Origin of the sequence: Pseudoalteromonas sp. L23, from assembly GCF_021728455.1 — a bacterium.
Lineage (GTDB): Bacteria > Pseudomonadota > Gammaproteobacteria > Enterobacterales > Alteromonadaceae > Pseudoalteromonas.
In genome coordinates this window covers 68,351-83,594 of sequence record NZ_JAKKCW010000006.1, presented here as the reverse complement: position 1 = coordinate 83,594, position 15,244 = coordinate 68,351, and the positions used below count along the sequence as shown (strand labels likewise).

The following is a 15,244-nucleotide window of genomic DNA, read 5'->3' as shown; positions in this document are numbered from 1 at the left end:
GGTTGTGCGATGAAGTTAAAGTTGGGTGTAACTATCTCTGCTCTGGTGTTTCAAAGTGCTTGTATTGCAGCGCAATCCCCCGAGTTAATCTATGTCGCGAAAGAAGCGCGAACCTTGTACGATCGCGATCTTTATCTTTATGAATTACTAGAAAAGGCACTGGCTGCTGCTAAGTACTCAGCTCAAATCGAACACATCAAGATCCATCCTCATCAACAGCGTACGTTAATGGCACTAAGCCGAGGTAAGGTTGATTTACACTGGTCTATGACCAGCCCCGCACGCGAGCAAATCGCTATTCCCATTAAAGTCCCACTGTATGATGGACTTATTGGTAAACGCGTGCTGATTGTTCATAAAGATGTTTATCCAGCCATAAAAACGGTTCGTTCGCTTGATGAATTAAAGCGCTTTACCGCGGTACAAGGACACGATTGGCCCGATACTAAAATTCTTAGTTATAACGGTCTGAAGGTCAGGCCTATTTCCGATTATCAAACCATGTTTAATTTAATCGCGGATAAAAAAGCGGATTATTTTCCACGCTCGGTGATTGAGGCAAATTCAGAATTGATCGCACAAAATAACGAAAACCTCATGATCGTACCTGATTTTCACCTTGAGTATTCAACCGCTTTTTACTTCTTTGTGAATAAAGACAAGCCAAAACTTGCTTATGCACTCGAGGAGGGGCTTGCTAAGCTTAAAGAGTCTGGTGAATTAAAACGATTAAAACAAAAATATCGTTTAGTGTTACCGCCTGAAGGTGAAGGCATCAAATTGAATAACCCTTACTTTGCAAAAAACTACTAGCGTTTCTTGCGCAAGCTTGGGAGTGCGTAATCGTACTCTTCTTTGTATGTTAGGGCTGTTAAAGCTATCATAATTCCACATTTTGCTGAGTACAGAATATATCCTGCAATATCGGAAGAGTAGAAAAAGAAAGTCACATCATAGCCTTTACCATTTCTTAGGTAATTTTCGACAATAGTAGCGAATGTGAACAAAGCTCCTAAGATAGCCAACCATGGAAATATATTATCCGCAAAGGTGTATTTAATTTTATATCTTGGGAAAAGTTTTTTGGTTAATTCTGTCCGGTAAGTGAGTGGGGCGAGCACTATTAACTCGATAATTAGGTGAATGCCGAAAATCAAACTATTCTGAAATAATCTATTCTCAGGGGAAGATGATAGGCTAATTAATCCGGTTGAAAACACGAGTGTTTCAAGAACAAAGGGAGTCAGGCATAAGATGGACAGAATACATATGTTCACATCCTTCAGTCGTAATCCCACACCAAAACAGAGAGATATAAGTGCCGTGTACGTCAGAAAAAAGTGAAAATTAACATCGTGTATAATGAAGACTCCTACTACAACTAAGACATATGGTAGTAGTAAGTCTCCGAGTGCGAATTTTCTTTCCATAACTAACAATAATCTTTAATTGGTTTTGCTAGATTTGGTATTTGCATTAGCTTCAGCACTGTTAGCTGCTGGTTCATCTGGCATCCAAATACCACCACCAGAAACTTTTTTACATTCTTTCAAATTTAGTTTTTGCATTATCATAGTCCTTATTAAGTTTGCTTGATCTCTACGCAATCAAGCATTCAAACTTTAGGTTGCATATATTATTGCAATTATAACAAACAAAGAAGTCTCTTGAGACTACTAAAACTGAAACTCTCTGTGGGTACAAACTTAACACCAAATAAACACAAGGTGAATGAAAAATTAAAGAAATTTTTCAATTAACAGTTTATATAAATTTACACTTGGCTAATTGTATGAAAAATAAGAATAAAGTTGACTTATTACACTTTGAATTTGGCCATCTCAATCTCTAGATTTCCAGATAAAGATTTAATTGTATCAGTCGCTTTATGTGCTTTTTCAGACACACTTGCCGTCTGTGAGGCCGTGTCAGAGATAACAACGACACGTTTGGCTGTATCTTCTCCTGCATCCAACTGTTCTTTGGCTGCTTGAGCTATTTGATGACTCATCTGCGATATAGATTTTAAAGAATCGGCGACTTGTACAAGCGCTTGAGATGCCTTAGATGACATACTTACCGTTTTTTCGCTTGTTGCAATGCTCAAGCTTACAGAAGCCTTCGCATCTTGAGTTGCACTTTGCAGTTTAGTGATCATGGTACGGATCTCTTCTGTACTGGTTTGAGTGCGCTGAGCAAGCTGTCTGACCTCGTCCGCTACGACAGCAAAGCCTCGTCCTTGCTCTCCAGCTCGAGCAGCTTCTATTGCAGCATTGAGGGCTAATAAATTGGTTTGCTCGGCGATAGATTGGATAACGGTAAGTACATTAGCGATATTAGATACTTCTTCATCTAGTACTTGAATATTATTACCAGCGCTGTCAATTTGTTGCTCTAATAATGCAATTTCAGTTGCTGCTTGAGCTGTCAGTTTGTCGGCAGCATTACCTTGCTTTTCAGCCTCTTGAACTGAATCCGCAGCTTGCTCCGCATGTTCGACAACGGTTTGTGCTGAGGCTGTGAGTTCGGTAATTGCTGAAGCCACCATTTGAGTTTCTGCATTTAAACTACGAGTTAGATTCTCAAGTTCTACTGAGCGTACCTCACTGTCTGATGTTTGGTTTTGTAGCGCCTTAGTTGCTTCTTTAAGCCCTTCAACTACTCCTTTTAATCCGCCTTGCATATAGTCCATGGCTGCGAGAATACTATAATCTTGGCAGTCAGCAGTATTGATAGGTGTAGTTAGGTTTCCTCTTGAAACATGTTTTACGATTTCGAGCACATCATTGATTTCAGCACCAAGTTTGTTATTCAAAGACAGTCCAAACCGCGCAAGTGCGGTGGTCAATGCAACGGCAACCGCTAAAGAAAGTGCGACTAACCAGATTGCGGTGTCCCAATAACGATCGTTTACTTCTTTGTAGCTAATACCTGTGCCGACATACCAGCCAAACCCTGGTGTTTTTTGTACCACTGAAGTCAGGTCGACAACTTCTCCATCTCGCAGTGAAGTCCAATTGTAGGTAATGATCCGATCAAATTGGTTACCGACTAAGCGCTTCACCATGCTGCCTATGCTTTTGCCGTCAGCATCTTCAAAGTCATTAAAGCTGGTGTTATGCAGTTGGGGGTCATGAGGTGTTGCTACGAAGTCCATTTTGTCATTAACAACATACACATACTCAGAGTCATGGTATTTATTTTCTCTTAAAACCTGAATTGCCATCTCTTTTGCTTGTTGCTCAGTCAGTTCCCCTTGCTCTGCAAAGCGCTCAAACTGTTTAACAATATTAACGGTGCTTTTCATTAATTGGTTGATACGCGCAATATTATCGCTTTCACTGGCATGGCGCAGAGCTTGAAGACCTACAAAGGCAACGGCAAGTAATGAAACAAATATTGCGGCGGCAAAGGTAATTATTTTTGCTTTTAATGTGAAACTAGAAAACACAGGATCGCCCCCTAAAAATACTCTCACTACATGATTTAGCATGTTTAGGGGGAAGTTGTAAGTAGGTTAATGCCCTAAGGAGGCGATTTTGAGATGATATTTACTCATACTACCTAAAGACGATGACTAACTTGCATTAATTATGCTTATTTCTTCATCAGTTAATGGGCGGTATTCGCCCTCAGCAAGGGTTGGATCAAGTTCGATCCCTGCAATATTTTCTCTATGAAGTTCAACTACTTGGTTGCCAACTGCGGCAAGCATGCGTTTTACTTGATGATATTTTCCTTCGCAAATAGATAAGCGTAGTGCAAATTTATCAATAAGCTCCGCTTTTGCTGGCAGGGTTGCTTGTTTTTCACCATGTAGTTCAACGCCTTGTTCAAGCTGTGTTAGCGCTTCTTCAGTGAGTTCGTCGCGACTTTCTAGTACATAGGTTTTAAACTTTTGTTTCTTCGGCGAGGTGATTTGATGAGACCAATCACCATCGTTAGTGAGCAGTACTAAACCCGTGGTATCGATGTCCAGTCGACCTGCAACATGAAAATCTTTTAAGTTAGGTTCTTCAATTAAATCGAATACTGTTGGGTGTAATTCATCACTATTTGCACATACATAACCTTGTGGTTTGTTTAGCATATAGTAGCGTAAACCCAAATACTCTAGGCGTTCGCCATCAAAAGTAATGTGGTCTGCTGGGGTGACTTGGATGTCGCCTTTTTTGACGATATTGCCATTGACGGTAACGAGACCTTTTTTAATATTAATTTTGACCTTGCTGCGTGGTATCTCTGCAACGTGGCTCAAAAATTTCTCCAATCTACATGGAAATTTCATAGTTAAATAACTCGAATAATAAATTAGTTTTTGCGATAAATATCGGATAATAAATCATAGCAATGGACACTGAGCGCAAAATGCTCCCCGACCTTTGCGAGCAAAAGCTTCAGAGCACCTTCCGTGAGCATTTGTTTTTGCTCTAATGTTCTACCAGCCATCATATGGATCTGCAGGTGAATAAACCCTTGTTTGCCATCACCTAACTGAAAATGCTCAAAAGCAACAGCACGGGTTTTGACGGAAGTTGGATCAAACAAGCCACATGCACAGGCAAATTGCTGCACCTGCGATACTAACGCCTCGGTTTCAATTGGCAAATTAGCTGAGTGTTCAAGAATAAAGTGTGGCATGTGAAACTCCATGTTTTTGCATTAGGCTCAGAGTTTATGCTATTTATCAGGGGTTATTCCAGAAAAGAGTGAATTATTAGCATGCTGTCCTTATTTAAAGTATCACCTTTGCTTAGCGATGAAGAAACCCAATGGTTAATTGACACCTTTGTTTGGGCATTTGAGCACTTTGATGGCGAGTACTTTTTAAATGAAACGCAGATCATTACTCCGACTCCCAGTTGTTTTCCTGAGCCGGTATCCAGTATTGAAGAGATGGCGGCGGTGGTTTTCTCCCGCGTAAAGTCCTACGCGGGGTTACAACAGTGGCCAATCACTTTGGTTGCGCCTGAACGCATGCTCGCGTCGACCAGCATGACTAAGCTAAACATTGCAGGGCGTTGGCGCGGTGAGCAAGCGGTTATCGCTGAATCGGCTGCGCCTATTTTGATTTCTTATAATCCTAACCAAATAAATCAGCCTCAAGATCTGATTGCCAGTTATGCAGGTGTCATGGCAAAAGTTTTAATTTTACAGCGTGGCGTGTTACCTCCGGGTGGGGAAGCGCAATTAGACGCTGCTTGTGATGTGCTCGCGAGCTTTTTTGGCTTTGGGGTCATGGTGTCTAATACCGTATATCACTTTAGGGGAGGATGTGGTTCTTGCTACAACCAATATGCCAACCGAAAAGCTGCACTGACGGAGCAGCAGAGTGTTTTTGTGCATGCCCTCGTATGTCATTTTAAAGGGGTGAGAGATGGTCATAAGCACCTTAAGTCACACCTTGTGAGCCAGTATAAAAAGGCGAAAAAGCAAATTAATACCTTAATGGATAACTCAGAGCGGGGTGATTTACTGGCCTTACAGGAGCATGCACATGCTCGTTTATCTTGATGAGTTTATTTTAATTGCGCTGGCACATTTTTTTGCAGTCGCAAGTCCAGGTCCCGATTTTGCGATAGTGCTTAAACAAAGTGTACAGCAGGGCAGAGCAAACGCCCTTTGGACAAGTTTTGGGGTTGGTCTTGGTATTTTAGTACATGTCAGTTATTGCTTATTGGGAGTTGCGTTACTGCTATCTCAATCTGAAACCTTGTTCACAGCAGTAAAATATATAGCCGCGCTTTACCTTGCTTACCTTGGTGTGCAAGCGTTGCGATATGCAAAACCCAATTCAGAGCAAGAAAATATCACTGCACATGCTGTTACTGAGTCTAATTGGACTGCGTTAAAACGGGGTTTTTTGGTCAATGCCTTAAATCCTAAAGCAACGCTGTTTTTCTTATCGCTTTTTACCCTAGTGATTGAGCCAACCACACCAAGCAGTGTGCAGTTGTTTTACGGTGTTTATATGGCATTGGCTACGTGGGCTTGGTTTTCGTTTTTATCTTTAGTTTTATCAAAAACAACGGTAAGACAATTTTTTCGTCGTGCAGGACATTGGTTTGATCGCGGGATCGGTGTGATCATGTTACTGCTTGCAGTAAGATTGGTGATCTAATGTGTGACAAAAACATTATTAACTTTAGCTTTGGTTCAAATATGTCGACTGCACGTTTGCTTGCTCGCTTACCACAAGCGAAGTTACTTGGAGTGGGGAAATTGCATGGCTATCGGCTGACTTTTGATATGTTGAGCACCGATGGTTCAGCCAAGTGTAGTATTACGCCAAGTACTGAAGCAAATAGCCATGTTTATGGCGTTTTGTATGCCTTGGATGAGCGAGAAAAAGCGCGTTTGGACGACATTGAAGGGGAGCGATACAACTGTCATTGTTTGCCTGTTGAAAGGCAAGGTGGCGGTATGGTGGAGGCCTGGTGCTATATTGCTAACACCTTTGTGGAACATCAATTACCTTTCGATTGGTACGTACATCATGTGTTGGCCGGGGCAAAGGAGCATCAGTTTCCGACCAGCTATTTACAGGCTATTTCGGCACAATCACACGTTACAGATAATAATAGTGACAGACAACAACAAGAATTAGCCATCTATCAATGTGATATTACGAAGTTAAATCGCAAAGCTTGACTGGTAACATCATGATTGGTTGTGGCAAAAAACCAAGGAAAAATAATGAAAATAAAACAATGGCTATTAACCTCAGGCCTAGTTGCTGCGAGTTTTCTTAGTGCACAGGCAAGCGCGGCAGTAAACCAACAGGATGTTGAAACTGCGGTAAAAAGCGCAATGACAAAGTTTAATATTCCAGGTTTGGCAATTGGTATCGTAGAAGATGGTCAGGTTGTGATGACCAAGGGCTTCGGGGTGACGCATTTAAATAAGCCAGCCAAGGTCAATGCGGATACCTTGTTTGGTATTGCATCTAACACGAAAGCATTTACGGCAGCAGCGCTGGCGATGTTGATAGATCAAGGCAAACTGAGTTGGGATGACAAAGTCACCAAACACATTCCAGAATTTAAGCTCTATGATAGCTATGTTACTCAAGAGATGACTATCCGCGATTTATTGAGTCATCGAAGTGGGTTGGGTCTTGGGGCGGGTGATCTTATGATCTGGCCTGATACTGATAAAACCATGCCAGAATTGCTAGCTGGTATTTCACATCTCAAACCTGATTCAAGTTTCCGTAGCCATTACGCTTATAACAATTTGATGTTTGTTGTTGCAGGAGAAGTCGTAAGCCGAGTCAGTGGCAAAGATTGGCGCGATTTTGTTGAGCAGGAAATGTTTACTAAGCTGGATATGGATGACTCAAAGGCTGGATTCTCTCGGATCCAGGCTAACAATAGTAATTGGGCGACTGGCCATATTCCGATGGATGGCAAACTTACGCCGTTCTTTGTTAATTACCTAGAAGATTTCCGTGGTGCTGGTGCCATTGCGTCTAACGTGGATGACATGACCAAGTGGTTACAAACTCAGCTTGAAGGTGGTCGCTTACCTTCTGGCGAGCAGCTATTTAGCCAAGAGCAACAAGTGCAAATGTGGCATCCACACATTACGCGTATTCCCGCAGCAAAAGCCGCAGAAGTATACCACCAACAGTTTAGAGGGTACGGCCTTGGCTGGGCGGTAGAAGACTACTTTGGTTATAAAAAGGTAGGTCACGGCGGTGGGATTTTAGGTATGGTGTCGCAAGTGGCGATGATCCCAGAGAAAAAATTGGGTGTGGTGGTCTTATCAAACCAACAAAAATACCCCGCACTTTCCGCGATTATCAATGAAGTGTTTGAAGATGCGCTTGGCCTAGAAGATAAAGACTGGGTGCAGATCATCGCCGATGATTACTTTAAGGCGCAACAAGATAAATACGCTAAAGCTGGGATAATCGAAGTTGCAAAACCACAGCTTGCTTTACCATTAAACAACTACACGGGAACACTAACTAGCGCTTGGTATGGCGATGTGGTAGTGGAAAAGCTCGGTAAGGAACTGCGCATTGATTTTACGCATACTAAGCGCTTAAAAGGGAAACTTGAGCACCTAACCGGTAACACCTTTGTGGTACGTTGGGATGAGCCATTACTTGAAGCAGATGCTTACATCAATTTTGTGATGGATAAATCTCAACGGGTTGAGTCTGCTGCGATGGAATTTGTTAATCCGGAAATAACCGACTTTAGTTTCGATTTCCATAACTTGGATTTAAAGGCGAAAGAAATCCAGCATTAGGATATACCAAAGTATCAAAGCCACAATTATGTGGCTTTGATATAGTGAAAGGATAGCTATTTAAATCAACCACGTCGCAAACTAACATAGGATGTATATTCGTTATGCGTACTGCAATTATTACTCATCCATATTGCCGCAAGCATAAAATGACCGAGGAACATCCTGAGTGTCCTGCGAGGTTAGATGCGATATCAGACCGGTTGCTAGCGTCTGGACTTGATATCGCCATTGAGCACAAAACGGCGCTGAAAGCCGATACGTCACACTATGCATTGGTTCATGATCAAGCTATGATCAAAGAAGTAATGGATAAAATCCCTAATGAAGGGTTAACCGAGTTAGACGGCGACACTTGGCTTTGTCCTGATTCTATGAAAGCGATTGAACGCGCTGTCGGCGCAGGAATACTCGCGGTGGACGAAATAGTCGCAGGTAAACTTGATGCTGCATTTTGTTCTGTTAGACCTCCTGGGCACCACGCCAATCAAAGTACTTCATCGGGATTTTGTGTCTTTAATAATGTTGCCATTGCTGCCGCTTATGCCAAGACAAAGGGCGTAGAGCGGGTAGCTATATTGGACATCGATGTACATCATGGTAATGGCACACAAGATATTTTCAAAGACGATCATAGCGTGTTACTTTGCTCTTTGTTTCAACACCCTTTTTATCCAAATACCGCGATTGAGAATCATCAAACGCTAATCAATTCCCCGTTGAGTGCAGGAGCGGATGGCACAGACTTAAAAGCCTTGGTGGAGCAACAATGGTTGCCTAAGCTGCAATCATTTAAACCTCAGCTCATTTTTATCAGTGCGGGGTTTGACGGTCATTTAGAAGATGATATGGGCGGACTCAAGTTTGTTGAACAAGATTACCAGTGGTTTACTGAGCAAGTGGTTGAGTTTGCAAACTCATCGGACTGTTTGGGGATTATTTCCTACTTAGAAGGGGGCTATGATCTTTCTTCTTTAGGCCGCAGCGCTGTGACACATATCAAAGCGCTGGTCGGGTTAGCTTAGACTTAATAAATCAAAAGCCTGCTGAGTATTGCTCAGTTGGATTTTGCTGACGCAACACTGGCCTTCGTCAACGAGATATTGTTGCACTAATTCGGTTAAATATTTCAAATCAATACACTGCACGGGCGCACCGTGTACGTTGCTGCAGCAATCGTTTGGGTATACTAGAATTAACCGTTTGAGTGACGCATCATCGAGCAGATGCGTTGTATCCCTAAGTGCTTTTTCATCTTCGATAAACTCTATACTTTGGTCTAATACCAGCAATAAAGGATAGGTTTTTATCGCCATAATTTGTTCTTGGTCAAGTTATCAAAAGTGTCGCCCAGTATACTTCAAATTGGAATAATATTGCGAGAGTGTGCTTATGGTTGGTGATTCACGTCAGTTACAGATCAAAGAAGTATTTACCAATAGCTTGTTATGTTGCGATGAGCAAACCAGTCTGTATGATGCGGTTGCGCAAATGCGAACGAGCAGAGTGAGCTCGATCTTTATTACCCGTGCCGATGACATTATTGGTATCTGGACTGAGTCGGATTGCGTTAAGCTCAACTTTAACGACCCTGATTTTGCCCAGATGCCGATCCGGGAAGTGATGACTACACCGGTGCAAAAAATTCAAATTGATAAAACCTTGAGCGAGGCGACGGTCAAGTTCCACCAACTAGGGATCCGTCACTTACTCGTGGTGGACTCGGATAATCTGCCTTGTGGTGTGGTCTCTTTATCCGATATTGTGCGCAGCCAAGGGCTCGACCATTATTTACATTTTAGACCAATTGAGCAGCACTTTGACTCGAGCATTGTGATTTTAAACAGTGAAGACTGCGTCTCTGATGTTATCAATAATATGCGTGAGCTTAAGCTGACCGCTGTGCTGGTGTATAACCGTGAATTAAATGAGTATGGCATTATTACTCAGCGCGATATTGCGTATATTATTCTCAACCCTGATTGGCGTCAGCCTTGCTGGCAATTAGCCAGCTATCCGATGCTCTCCATGACGCCAAAAGACAGCCTATTCGATGCTTACCGGCTGATGACGGTAAACTCCATTCGTCATTTGGTGGTGATATCCCCGGAATCGCAGCAAGTGATAGGGCTATTAGCGCTCAAAAATGTCCTGACTGAAATTGAAACTGCGTATTGTAGCGAGCTGGAAAAAGTCCTAGTACAACGTGATATTGCACTGCAAAAATCGGAGAAGAATCTTTATTTAGCTAACCGCATCATTGATGCTTCTCTCGATGGTATTATGATCACCAAAAGTTCAGGTGAAATAATCCAGATCAACCCAGCGTTTAGTGCGCTTACCGGCTATAAAGATTACGAAGTACTAGGGAAAAACCCAAGCATATTGAGCTCTGGGCTACATGATGAATGCTATTATCAGAGTATGTGGCAAACGCTCAGAGAAACAGGTGTGTGGCAGGGCGAGATCTGCAATCGTAAAAAGAGCGGTGAGATTTATGTTGAATGGCTTACGATTATTGAGATCAGAGAGCCGTACAGTGACGACATGCTTTACGCAGCCATTTTTAGCGACATTACGGAGCGTAAAAATGCTGAAGAAAAAATTGCTCGCTTAGCCTATTTTGATGAATTGACTGGGCTGCCTAATCGACGCTTATTTTACGACAGACTCTCTATGGCATTGGCATCAGCGCACCGCTATAAGCAAAAACTCAGTGTGATGTTTATAGATTTAGACCGCTTTAAGGAAGTGAATGACTCTCTTGGTCACAGCGCCGGAGATGAGTTATTGGTACAGGTTAGTGAGCGGATAAAGTCTATTCTAAACGAAGGTGACACGTTAGCGCGACTTGGTGGCGACGAATTTGTTGTGCTACTGAGCGAAGTGAATGGCATGTCGGAGGTTATTGAGTTTGCTGACCAAATGTTGATGGCATTGTCGAGTCCATTTCAACTTGGTGATATGCAGGTGGCTGCAACGGCCTCGATGGGGGCTGCTATTTATCCTGAGGATGGTCATGACACGGAAACATTGCTTAAACACGCCGATGTTGCTATGTATCGCTCCAAAGAAGTAGGGCGCAACTCCTTTCAGTTATTCGAAGCTTCGATGAATGCACGTTCATTTGAGCGTTTATCCATGCTAAGCCGTTTTCAGAGTGCCTTAGAAAATGATGAGTTTGAACTGCATTTTCAACCCTTGCAGTGCTTAACCAGTAGTCGTATTTCCAGTGTTGAGTGTTTGCTGCGCTGGCGTGACCCAAATCTTGGGATGATCTCGCCGGCTCAATTTATTCCACTCGCAGAGGAACTTGGGCTTATTATTCGCTTAGATCAGTGGGTAATAGATAAAGCCTGCCAGCACTTGGCTAAATGGCAACGCGCAGGTGTTGAGATTAGGCGCTTGGCGATTAATATCTCGGCGTCACATGTCACTCAAGGCGACCTGTATCAATGTGTTGCGCAGGCATTAAAGAAGCACAACGTCGACGGCAAGTATCTTGAGCTTGAGCTTACCGAAAATAGCTTTATCGGTAATCTGCTTGAGGCTAAGTACACCTTGAAAAAACTCAAGGAGCTGGGTGTAAAACTGGCGATTGATGACTTTGGTACAGGGTATTCTGCGCTGAGTTACTTGGCTAAACTGCCCATCGATATCCTAAAAATAGATGCTAGTTTTATTGCTAAAGTGCCCGATGAATATGGCAACAGCGAAATTGTTTCGGCAATTGTGGCGATGGCTAAGGCGCTAAACCTGCAAGTTGTAGCTGAGGGCGTAGAAAAGCCTGTACAGAAACGTTACCTGCGCAAGCTAGGTTGTCATACAATCCAAGGTTACGTCTTCTGTAAGCCACTTACAGAAGACGATTGGCATGCATTTTATTCGTCAGAGAAGGTAATCTCGTAAGAAGTAAACTTACGAATATTGATCACGCCATTATCAAAGATAAGGTATTGGCCTTTGATCCCTTCAAGCACGCCTGATACTACAGGGTCTTTATCAAAGTTAAACGAGCTGATTTTACTCGGGTGCTGCTCTACAGGGAAAGTGAGATCAACCACTTCCTCGTCCAGCACTTCAATGGCGGTTGCACCAAAGAGTTCAGCAAGTTCGTCGAGCTTTGCTTGGATCTCGGGAATAAGCTTAGCAGCTTCTGCTTTGAGGTCTATTTCAGGATTGATGCCTTTGAGCATATTGCGCCAGTTAGTCTTATCGGCAATAAACTGAGCCAGTGCCACTTCCACTAATCCTGACTGGTGACGGGTCTGCACCTTAAAAATCGGCAGAGCTTGCGTTGCGCCTTGGTCTACCCAACGCGTTGGGATCTGCGTATGACGAGTGATCCCAACTTTAAGACCTGAGGTATTGGCCAAATACACATAGTGCGGGATCATACAGTTCTCTTCGCCCCATTGGGGTTCACGACAGGTGCCTTGATCATAGTGGCAGGTCTCTGGCTTCATAATGCACATGTCGCAGCTCGCGAGTTTTCTCATACACACGAAACAGTGGCCTTGCGAATAGCTCTTTTTGGTTTTTTTACCACAGCTACTGCAAAATATATTGCCGGTGAAGGTAAGGGTAACTGGTTTACCAAAGTATTCGTTGAGCGATACTAAGTTATCACCCACGGGTAATTGATATTGAATAGGTTCAACAAGCACTGACTTTAACTTGCTGAGTGTACCTTGTACTTGCATCTTTGCCCCTAAAAATGCTCATAAAAGGGTAGGATACCATTACAAACTTAGAAACGCAGTGTGTAAAAATGAAAAAGGCCAGCGTCGGGCTGGCCTTGCAAAGCTTAATGTGAATTAGCTTTCGCGTGCGATTGCACGATATGCGATATCTGTGCGGTACTCTACACCATCCCAGTGAATGTCTTTCACTAGAGAGTAGGCGCGTTTTTGCGCTTCGGTTACCGTGTGGCCAAGGGCCGTTGCACATAATACTCGACCACCAGCGGTGACTACATGCTCGCCATCTTGCTTAGTACCAGCATGGAACACTTTTTCACCTTCAGGATAGTTCACCTGAAGACCTGAGATAGCGTCACCCTTAGGGTAGCTCCCTGGGTAGCCACTAGCTGCAAGCACAACACCAACGGCAGCTCGTGGATCGAATTCAATCGATGTTTGATCAAGCTCTTCACGGTTTGCCGCTTCAATCAGCTCAACTAAATCAGATTGTAGGCGTAACATGATAGGTTGTGTTTCTGGGTCGCCAAAGCGGCAGTTATACTCGATAACTTTTGGTGTGCCATCCGCTGTGATCATCAAACCAGCGTATAGGAAACCTGTATAAGGGTGACCTTCTTTCGCCATACCTTCAACCGTTGGATTGATCACTTCGGCCATGATGCGGTCATGAATATCTGGCGTGACTACAGGAGCTGGAGAGTATGCACCCATACCACCTGTATTTGGGCCTTTATCACCATCGTATGCACGTTTGTGATCTTGGCTGGTGGCAAAAGGAAGTACATTTTTGCCGTCAACCATGACGATGAAAGAGGCTTCTTCACCTTCTAAAAACTCTTCAATAACCACACGACTGCCCGCTTCGCCAAAAGCGTTACCCGCAAGCATATCGCGGATTGCTTCTTCCGCTTCCGCTTCGGTCATTGCCACAATGACCCCTTTACCAGCAGCAAGCCCATCAGCCTTAACGACGATAGGTGCCCCTTGTGCCTTCAAGTAGGCAAGCGCAGGCTCAATCTCTTCAAACGTTTGATAAGCCGCTGTTGGAATATCATGACGTGCTAAAAAGTCTTTAGTAAACGACTTCGAACCTTCCAACTGCGCTGCCGCTTGAGTAGGTCCAAAAATAGCTAAGCCTTCTTCACGGAAACGGTCAACTACACCGATAACCAGTGGCGCTTCAGGGCCAACAATGGTTAATTGCACATTGTTTTCTTTAGCAAAGACGACCAAGGCATCGATATCTTCAACGCCGATAGCTACGTTTTCGAGTTTAGGCTCAAGCGCAGTACCTGCGTTACCAGGTGCTACAAAAACCGTTTTTACAGATGGGTTTTGTGCGGCTTTGAACGCAAGCGCATGCTCACGTCCACCGCTGCCAATGACTAGTACATTCATGGCGAAATTTTCCTATTAAAGCTTTTTGAATTTTAAGGTCATGCGGTCGCTTTCCCCAATCGCTTTATATTGCGCTGCTTTTTCATCACCTAGCGCTAAGCGAGGTGGCAGAGTCCAGACGCCTTTTGGGTGATTGGCGCTGTCTAGTGGGTTGGCGTTAATGTCGCTGCTTGCAACTAATTCAAACCCAGCTTGCTTGGCGATATCAACAACATAACTTTGCTTCATATAACCTGACGACTTTTGATCATCAAGTTGACGGTGCTCAGGTAGGCGGTGTTCAACCACACCTAAAATGCCACCAGGTTTCAGTGCCTTATTAAACGCGTTGAACGCGCTAAGTACACCTTCATCCCCTTTACCCATGTACCAGTTATGTACGTTACGGAAGGTAAGTACCACGTCTGCACTGCCTTGTGGCGCAATATTACTGTGCGTCACTGGTGCAAATTCCGTGATCTTTACTTCACTATAGTCTGGGTTGGTTGCTACTTTTTCTTTGTAGCCTTTTAATGAGCGTTGATAGTAGCCAACATCTGAATCAGCAGGGAAGTGCGCTGCGTAATAGGTGCCTTGACCTTTAACCAGCGGCGCTAAAATCTCACTATACCAACCACCACCAGGTGCAATTTCTACCACGGTCATTGATGGCTCAATGCCAAAAAAAGCAAGCGTTTCACTTGGGTGGCGATATTGGTCTCGGGCTCTATTGCTCTCAGCTCGATTGTCGCTAGCAACGGCTTTTGCAATCGCGCTTGGTACTGCTTGGCTGGAGTTAGATTCTGTCGCGTTACAGCCCACTAAAGTGGTAAATACTGCAGCAGCGATAAGAGATTTCATACCTAGATTCATCGTTAGCTTCCTTCATTCTGTTATGATTATGC

At 43.5% G+C, this 15,244-nt stretch carries 15 protein-coding genes; 7 read left to right on the top strand and 8 right to left on the bottom strand.

What is annotated here, in order from left to right; translation table 11 throughout:
• Nucleotides 1-9: 9 nt before the first annotated feature.
• Nucleotides 10-813 carry a transporter substrate-binding domain-containing protein gene (locus tag L3V43_RS11915; RefSeq protein ID WP_102057886.1) on the top strand — a complete coding sequence of 268 codons (804 nt, stop codon included), beginning with the start codon at nucleotides 10-12 and terminating at the stop codon, nucleotides 811-813.
• A gap of 632 nt (nucleotides 814-1,445) precedes the next feature.
• On the opposite strand, the gene L3V43_RS23705 is transcribed toward L3V43_RS11915, so the two are convergent.
• The 4 genes from L3V43_RS23705 to L3V43_RS11900 form a co-directional block, all read right to left on the bottom strand.
• Nucleotides 1,446-1,568, bottom strand: coding sequence for a hypothetical protein (locus L3V43_RS23705; RefSeq protein ID WP_266070753.1), 123 nt, complete (start codon nucleotides 1,566-1,568; stop codon nucleotides 1,446-1,448).
• 251 nt (nucleotides 1,569-1,819) lie between these two features.
• A complete protein-coding gene (locus L3V43_RS11910; protein WP_102057562.1) occupies nucleotides 1,820-3,451 on the bottom strand; it encodes a methyl-accepting chemotaxis protein in 1,632 nt (543 codons plus the stop codon).
• 126 nt (nucleotides 3,452-3,577) lie between these two features.
• Nucleotides 3,578-4,288, bottom strand: coding sequence for a 16S rRNA pseudouridine(516) synthase RsuA (gene rsuA, locus L3V43_RS11905; RefSeq protein ID WP_199539666.1), 711 nt, complete (start codon nucleotides 4,286-4,288; stop codon nucleotides 3,578-3,580).
• Between the two features lie 23 nt (nucleotides 4,289-4,311).
• Nucleotides 4,312-4,641, bottom strand: a complete 330-nt coding sequence (locus L3V43_RS11900) for a 5-carboxymethyl-2-hydroxymuconate Delta-isomerase (protein ID WP_102057560.1) — start codon at nucleotides 4,639-4,641, stop codon at nucleotides 4,312-4,314.
• Nucleotides 4,642-4,722: 81 nt separating this feature from the next.
• Here L3V43_RS11900 and L3V43_RS11895 point away from each other — a divergent pair, with 81 nt between their 5' ends.
• The 5 genes from L3V43_RS11895 to L3V43_RS11875 all read left to right on the top strand — a co-directional run bounded on the left by L3V43_RS11895 (nucleotide 4,723) and on the right by L3V43_RS11875 (nucleotide 9,284).
• Nucleotides 4,723-5,514 (top strand): hypothetical protein, encoded by a 792-nt coding sequence (locus L3V43_RS11895; RefSeq protein WP_102057559.1) that lies wholly within the window; start codon nucleotides 4,723-4,725, stop codon nucleotides 5,512-5,514.
• Nucleotides 5,498-6,121 (top strand): LysE family transporter, encoded by a 624-nt coding sequence (locus L3V43_RS11890; protein WP_010607178.1) that lies wholly within the window; start codon nucleotides 5,498-5,500, stop codon nucleotides 6,119-6,121. The genes L3V43_RS11895 and L3V43_RS11890 overlap by 17 nt, the downstream gene beginning before the upstream one ends.
• Complete coding sequence (locus L3V43_RS11885) at nucleotides 6,121-6,651, top strand: gamma-glutamylcyclotransferase family protein (RefSeq protein WP_102057558.1); 531 nt, start codon at nucleotides 6,121-6,123, stop codon at nucleotides 6,649-6,651. Before L3V43_RS11890 ends, L3V43_RS11885 begins: the two co-directional genes overlap by 1 nt.
• 45 nt (nucleotides 6,652-6,696) lie before the next feature.
• Nucleotides 6,697-8,259 (top strand): serine hydrolase, encoded by a 1,563-nt coding sequence (locus tag L3V43_RS11880; RefSeq protein WP_237116651.1) that lies wholly within the window; start codon nucleotides 6,697-6,699, stop codon nucleotides 8,257-8,259.
• 104 nt (nucleotides 8,260-8,363) lie between these two features.
• Entirely contained in the window at nucleotides 8,364-9,284 is a 921-nt protein-coding gene (locus tag L3V43_RS11875; protein WP_237116652.1) for a histone deacetylase family protein, read from the top strand.
• Here the strand turns inward: L3V43_RS11875 and L3V43_RS11870 are convergent.
• Complete coding sequence (locus L3V43_RS11870; protein WP_237116653.1) at nucleotides 9,276-9,575, bottom strand: DUF4144 domain-containing protein; 300 nt, start codon at nucleotides 9,573-9,575, stop codon at nucleotides 9,276-9,278. The genes L3V43_RS11875 and L3V43_RS11870 overlap by 9 nt on opposite strands.
• 76 nt (nucleotides 9,576-9,651) lie before the next feature.
• On the opposite strand from L3V43_RS11870, the gene L3V43_RS11865 reads away from it, so the two are divergent.
• Nucleotides 9,652-12,168 carry an EAL domain-containing protein gene (locus L3V43_RS11865; protein WP_237116654.1) on the top strand — a complete coding sequence of 839 codons (2,517 nt, stop codon included), beginning with the start codon at nucleotides 9,652-9,654 and terminating at the stop codon, nucleotides 12,166-12,168.
• Here the strand turns inward: L3V43_RS11865 and L3V43_RS11860 are convergent.
• The 3 genes from L3V43_RS11860 to L3V43_RS11850 form a co-directional block, all read right to left on the bottom strand.
• Complete coding sequence (locus tag L3V43_RS11860) at nucleotides 12,141-12,962, bottom strand: DUF2797 domain-containing protein (RefSeq protein ID WP_227386839.1); 822 nt, start codon at nucleotides 12,960-12,962, stop codon at nucleotides 12,141-12,143. The two genes, L3V43_RS11865 and L3V43_RS11860, sit on opposite strands and share 28 nt — an antisense overlap.
• Nucleotides 12,963-13,076: 114 nt before the next feature.
• Entirely contained in the window at nucleotides 13,077-14,360 is a 1,284-nt protein-coding gene (gene purD, locus L3V43_RS11855; RefSeq protein WP_102057552.1) for a phosphoribosylamine--glycine ligase, read from the bottom strand.
• Between the two features lie 15 nt (nucleotides 14,361-14,375).
• Nucleotides 14,376-15,212, bottom strand: coding sequence for a class I SAM-dependent methyltransferase (locus tag L3V43_RS11850; RefSeq protein ID WP_102057551.1), 837 nt, complete (start codon nucleotides 15,210-15,212; stop codon nucleotides 14,376-14,378).
• Nucleotides 15,213-15,244: the final 32 nt, after the last annotated feature.

Bases quoted from the DNA above. Each gene is read 5' to 3' on its own strand.
- L3V43_RS11915 (WP_102057886.1), top strand. From the start codon at position 10: ATGAAGTTAAAGTTGGGTGTAACTATCTCTGCTCTGGTGTTTCAAAGT.
- L3V43_RS23705 (WP_266070753.1), bottom strand. From the start codon at position 1,568: ATGCAAAAACTAAATTTGAAAGAATGTAAAAAAGTTTCTGGTGGTGGT.
- rsuA (WP_199539666.1), bottom strand. From the start codon at position 4,288: ATGAAATTTCCATGTAGATTGGAGAAATTTTTGAGCCACGTTGCAGAG.
- L3V43_RS11900 (WP_102057560.1), bottom strand. From the start codon at position 4,641: ATGCCACACTTTATTCTTGAACACTCAGCTAATTTGCCAATTGAAACC.
- L3V43_RS11895 (WP_102057559.1), top strand. From the start codon at position 4,723: ATGCTGTCCTTATTTAAAGTATCACCTTTGCTTAGCGATGAAGAAACC.
- L3V43_RS11890 (WP_010607178.1), top strand. From the start codon at position 5,498: ATGCTCGTTTATCTTGATGAGTTTATTTTAATTGCGCTGGCACATTTT.
- L3V43_RS11885 (WP_102057558.1), top strand. From the start codon at position 6,121: ATGTGTGACAAAAACATTATTAACTTTAGCTTTGGTTCAAATATGTCG.
- L3V43_RS11880 (WP_237116651.1), top strand. From the start codon at position 6,697: ATGAAAATAAAACAATGGCTATTAACCTCAGGCCTAGTTGCTGCGAGT.
- L3V43_RS11875 (WP_237116652.1), top strand. From the start codon at position 8,364: ATGCGTACTGCAATTATTACTCATCCATATTGCCGCAAGCATAAAATG.
- L3V43_RS11870 (WP_237116653.1), bottom strand. From the start codon at position 9,575: ATGGCGATAAAAACCTATCCTTTATTGCTGGTATTAGACCAAAGTATA.
- L3V43_RS11865 (WP_237116654.1), top strand. From the start codon at position 9,652: ATGGTTGGTGATTCACGTCAGTTACAGATCAAAGAAGTATTTACCAAT.
- L3V43_RS11860 (WP_227386839.1), bottom strand. From the start codon at position 12,962: ATGCAAGTACAAGGTACACTCAGCAAGTTAAAGTCAGTGCTTGTTGAA.
- purD (WP_102057552.1), bottom strand. From the start codon at position 14,360: ATGAATGTACTAGTCATTGGCAGCGGTGGACGTGAGCATGCGCTTGCG.
- L3V43_RS11850 (WP_102057551.1), bottom strand. From the start codon at position 15,212: ATGAATCTAGGTATGAAATCTCTTATCGCTGCTGCAGTATTTACCACT.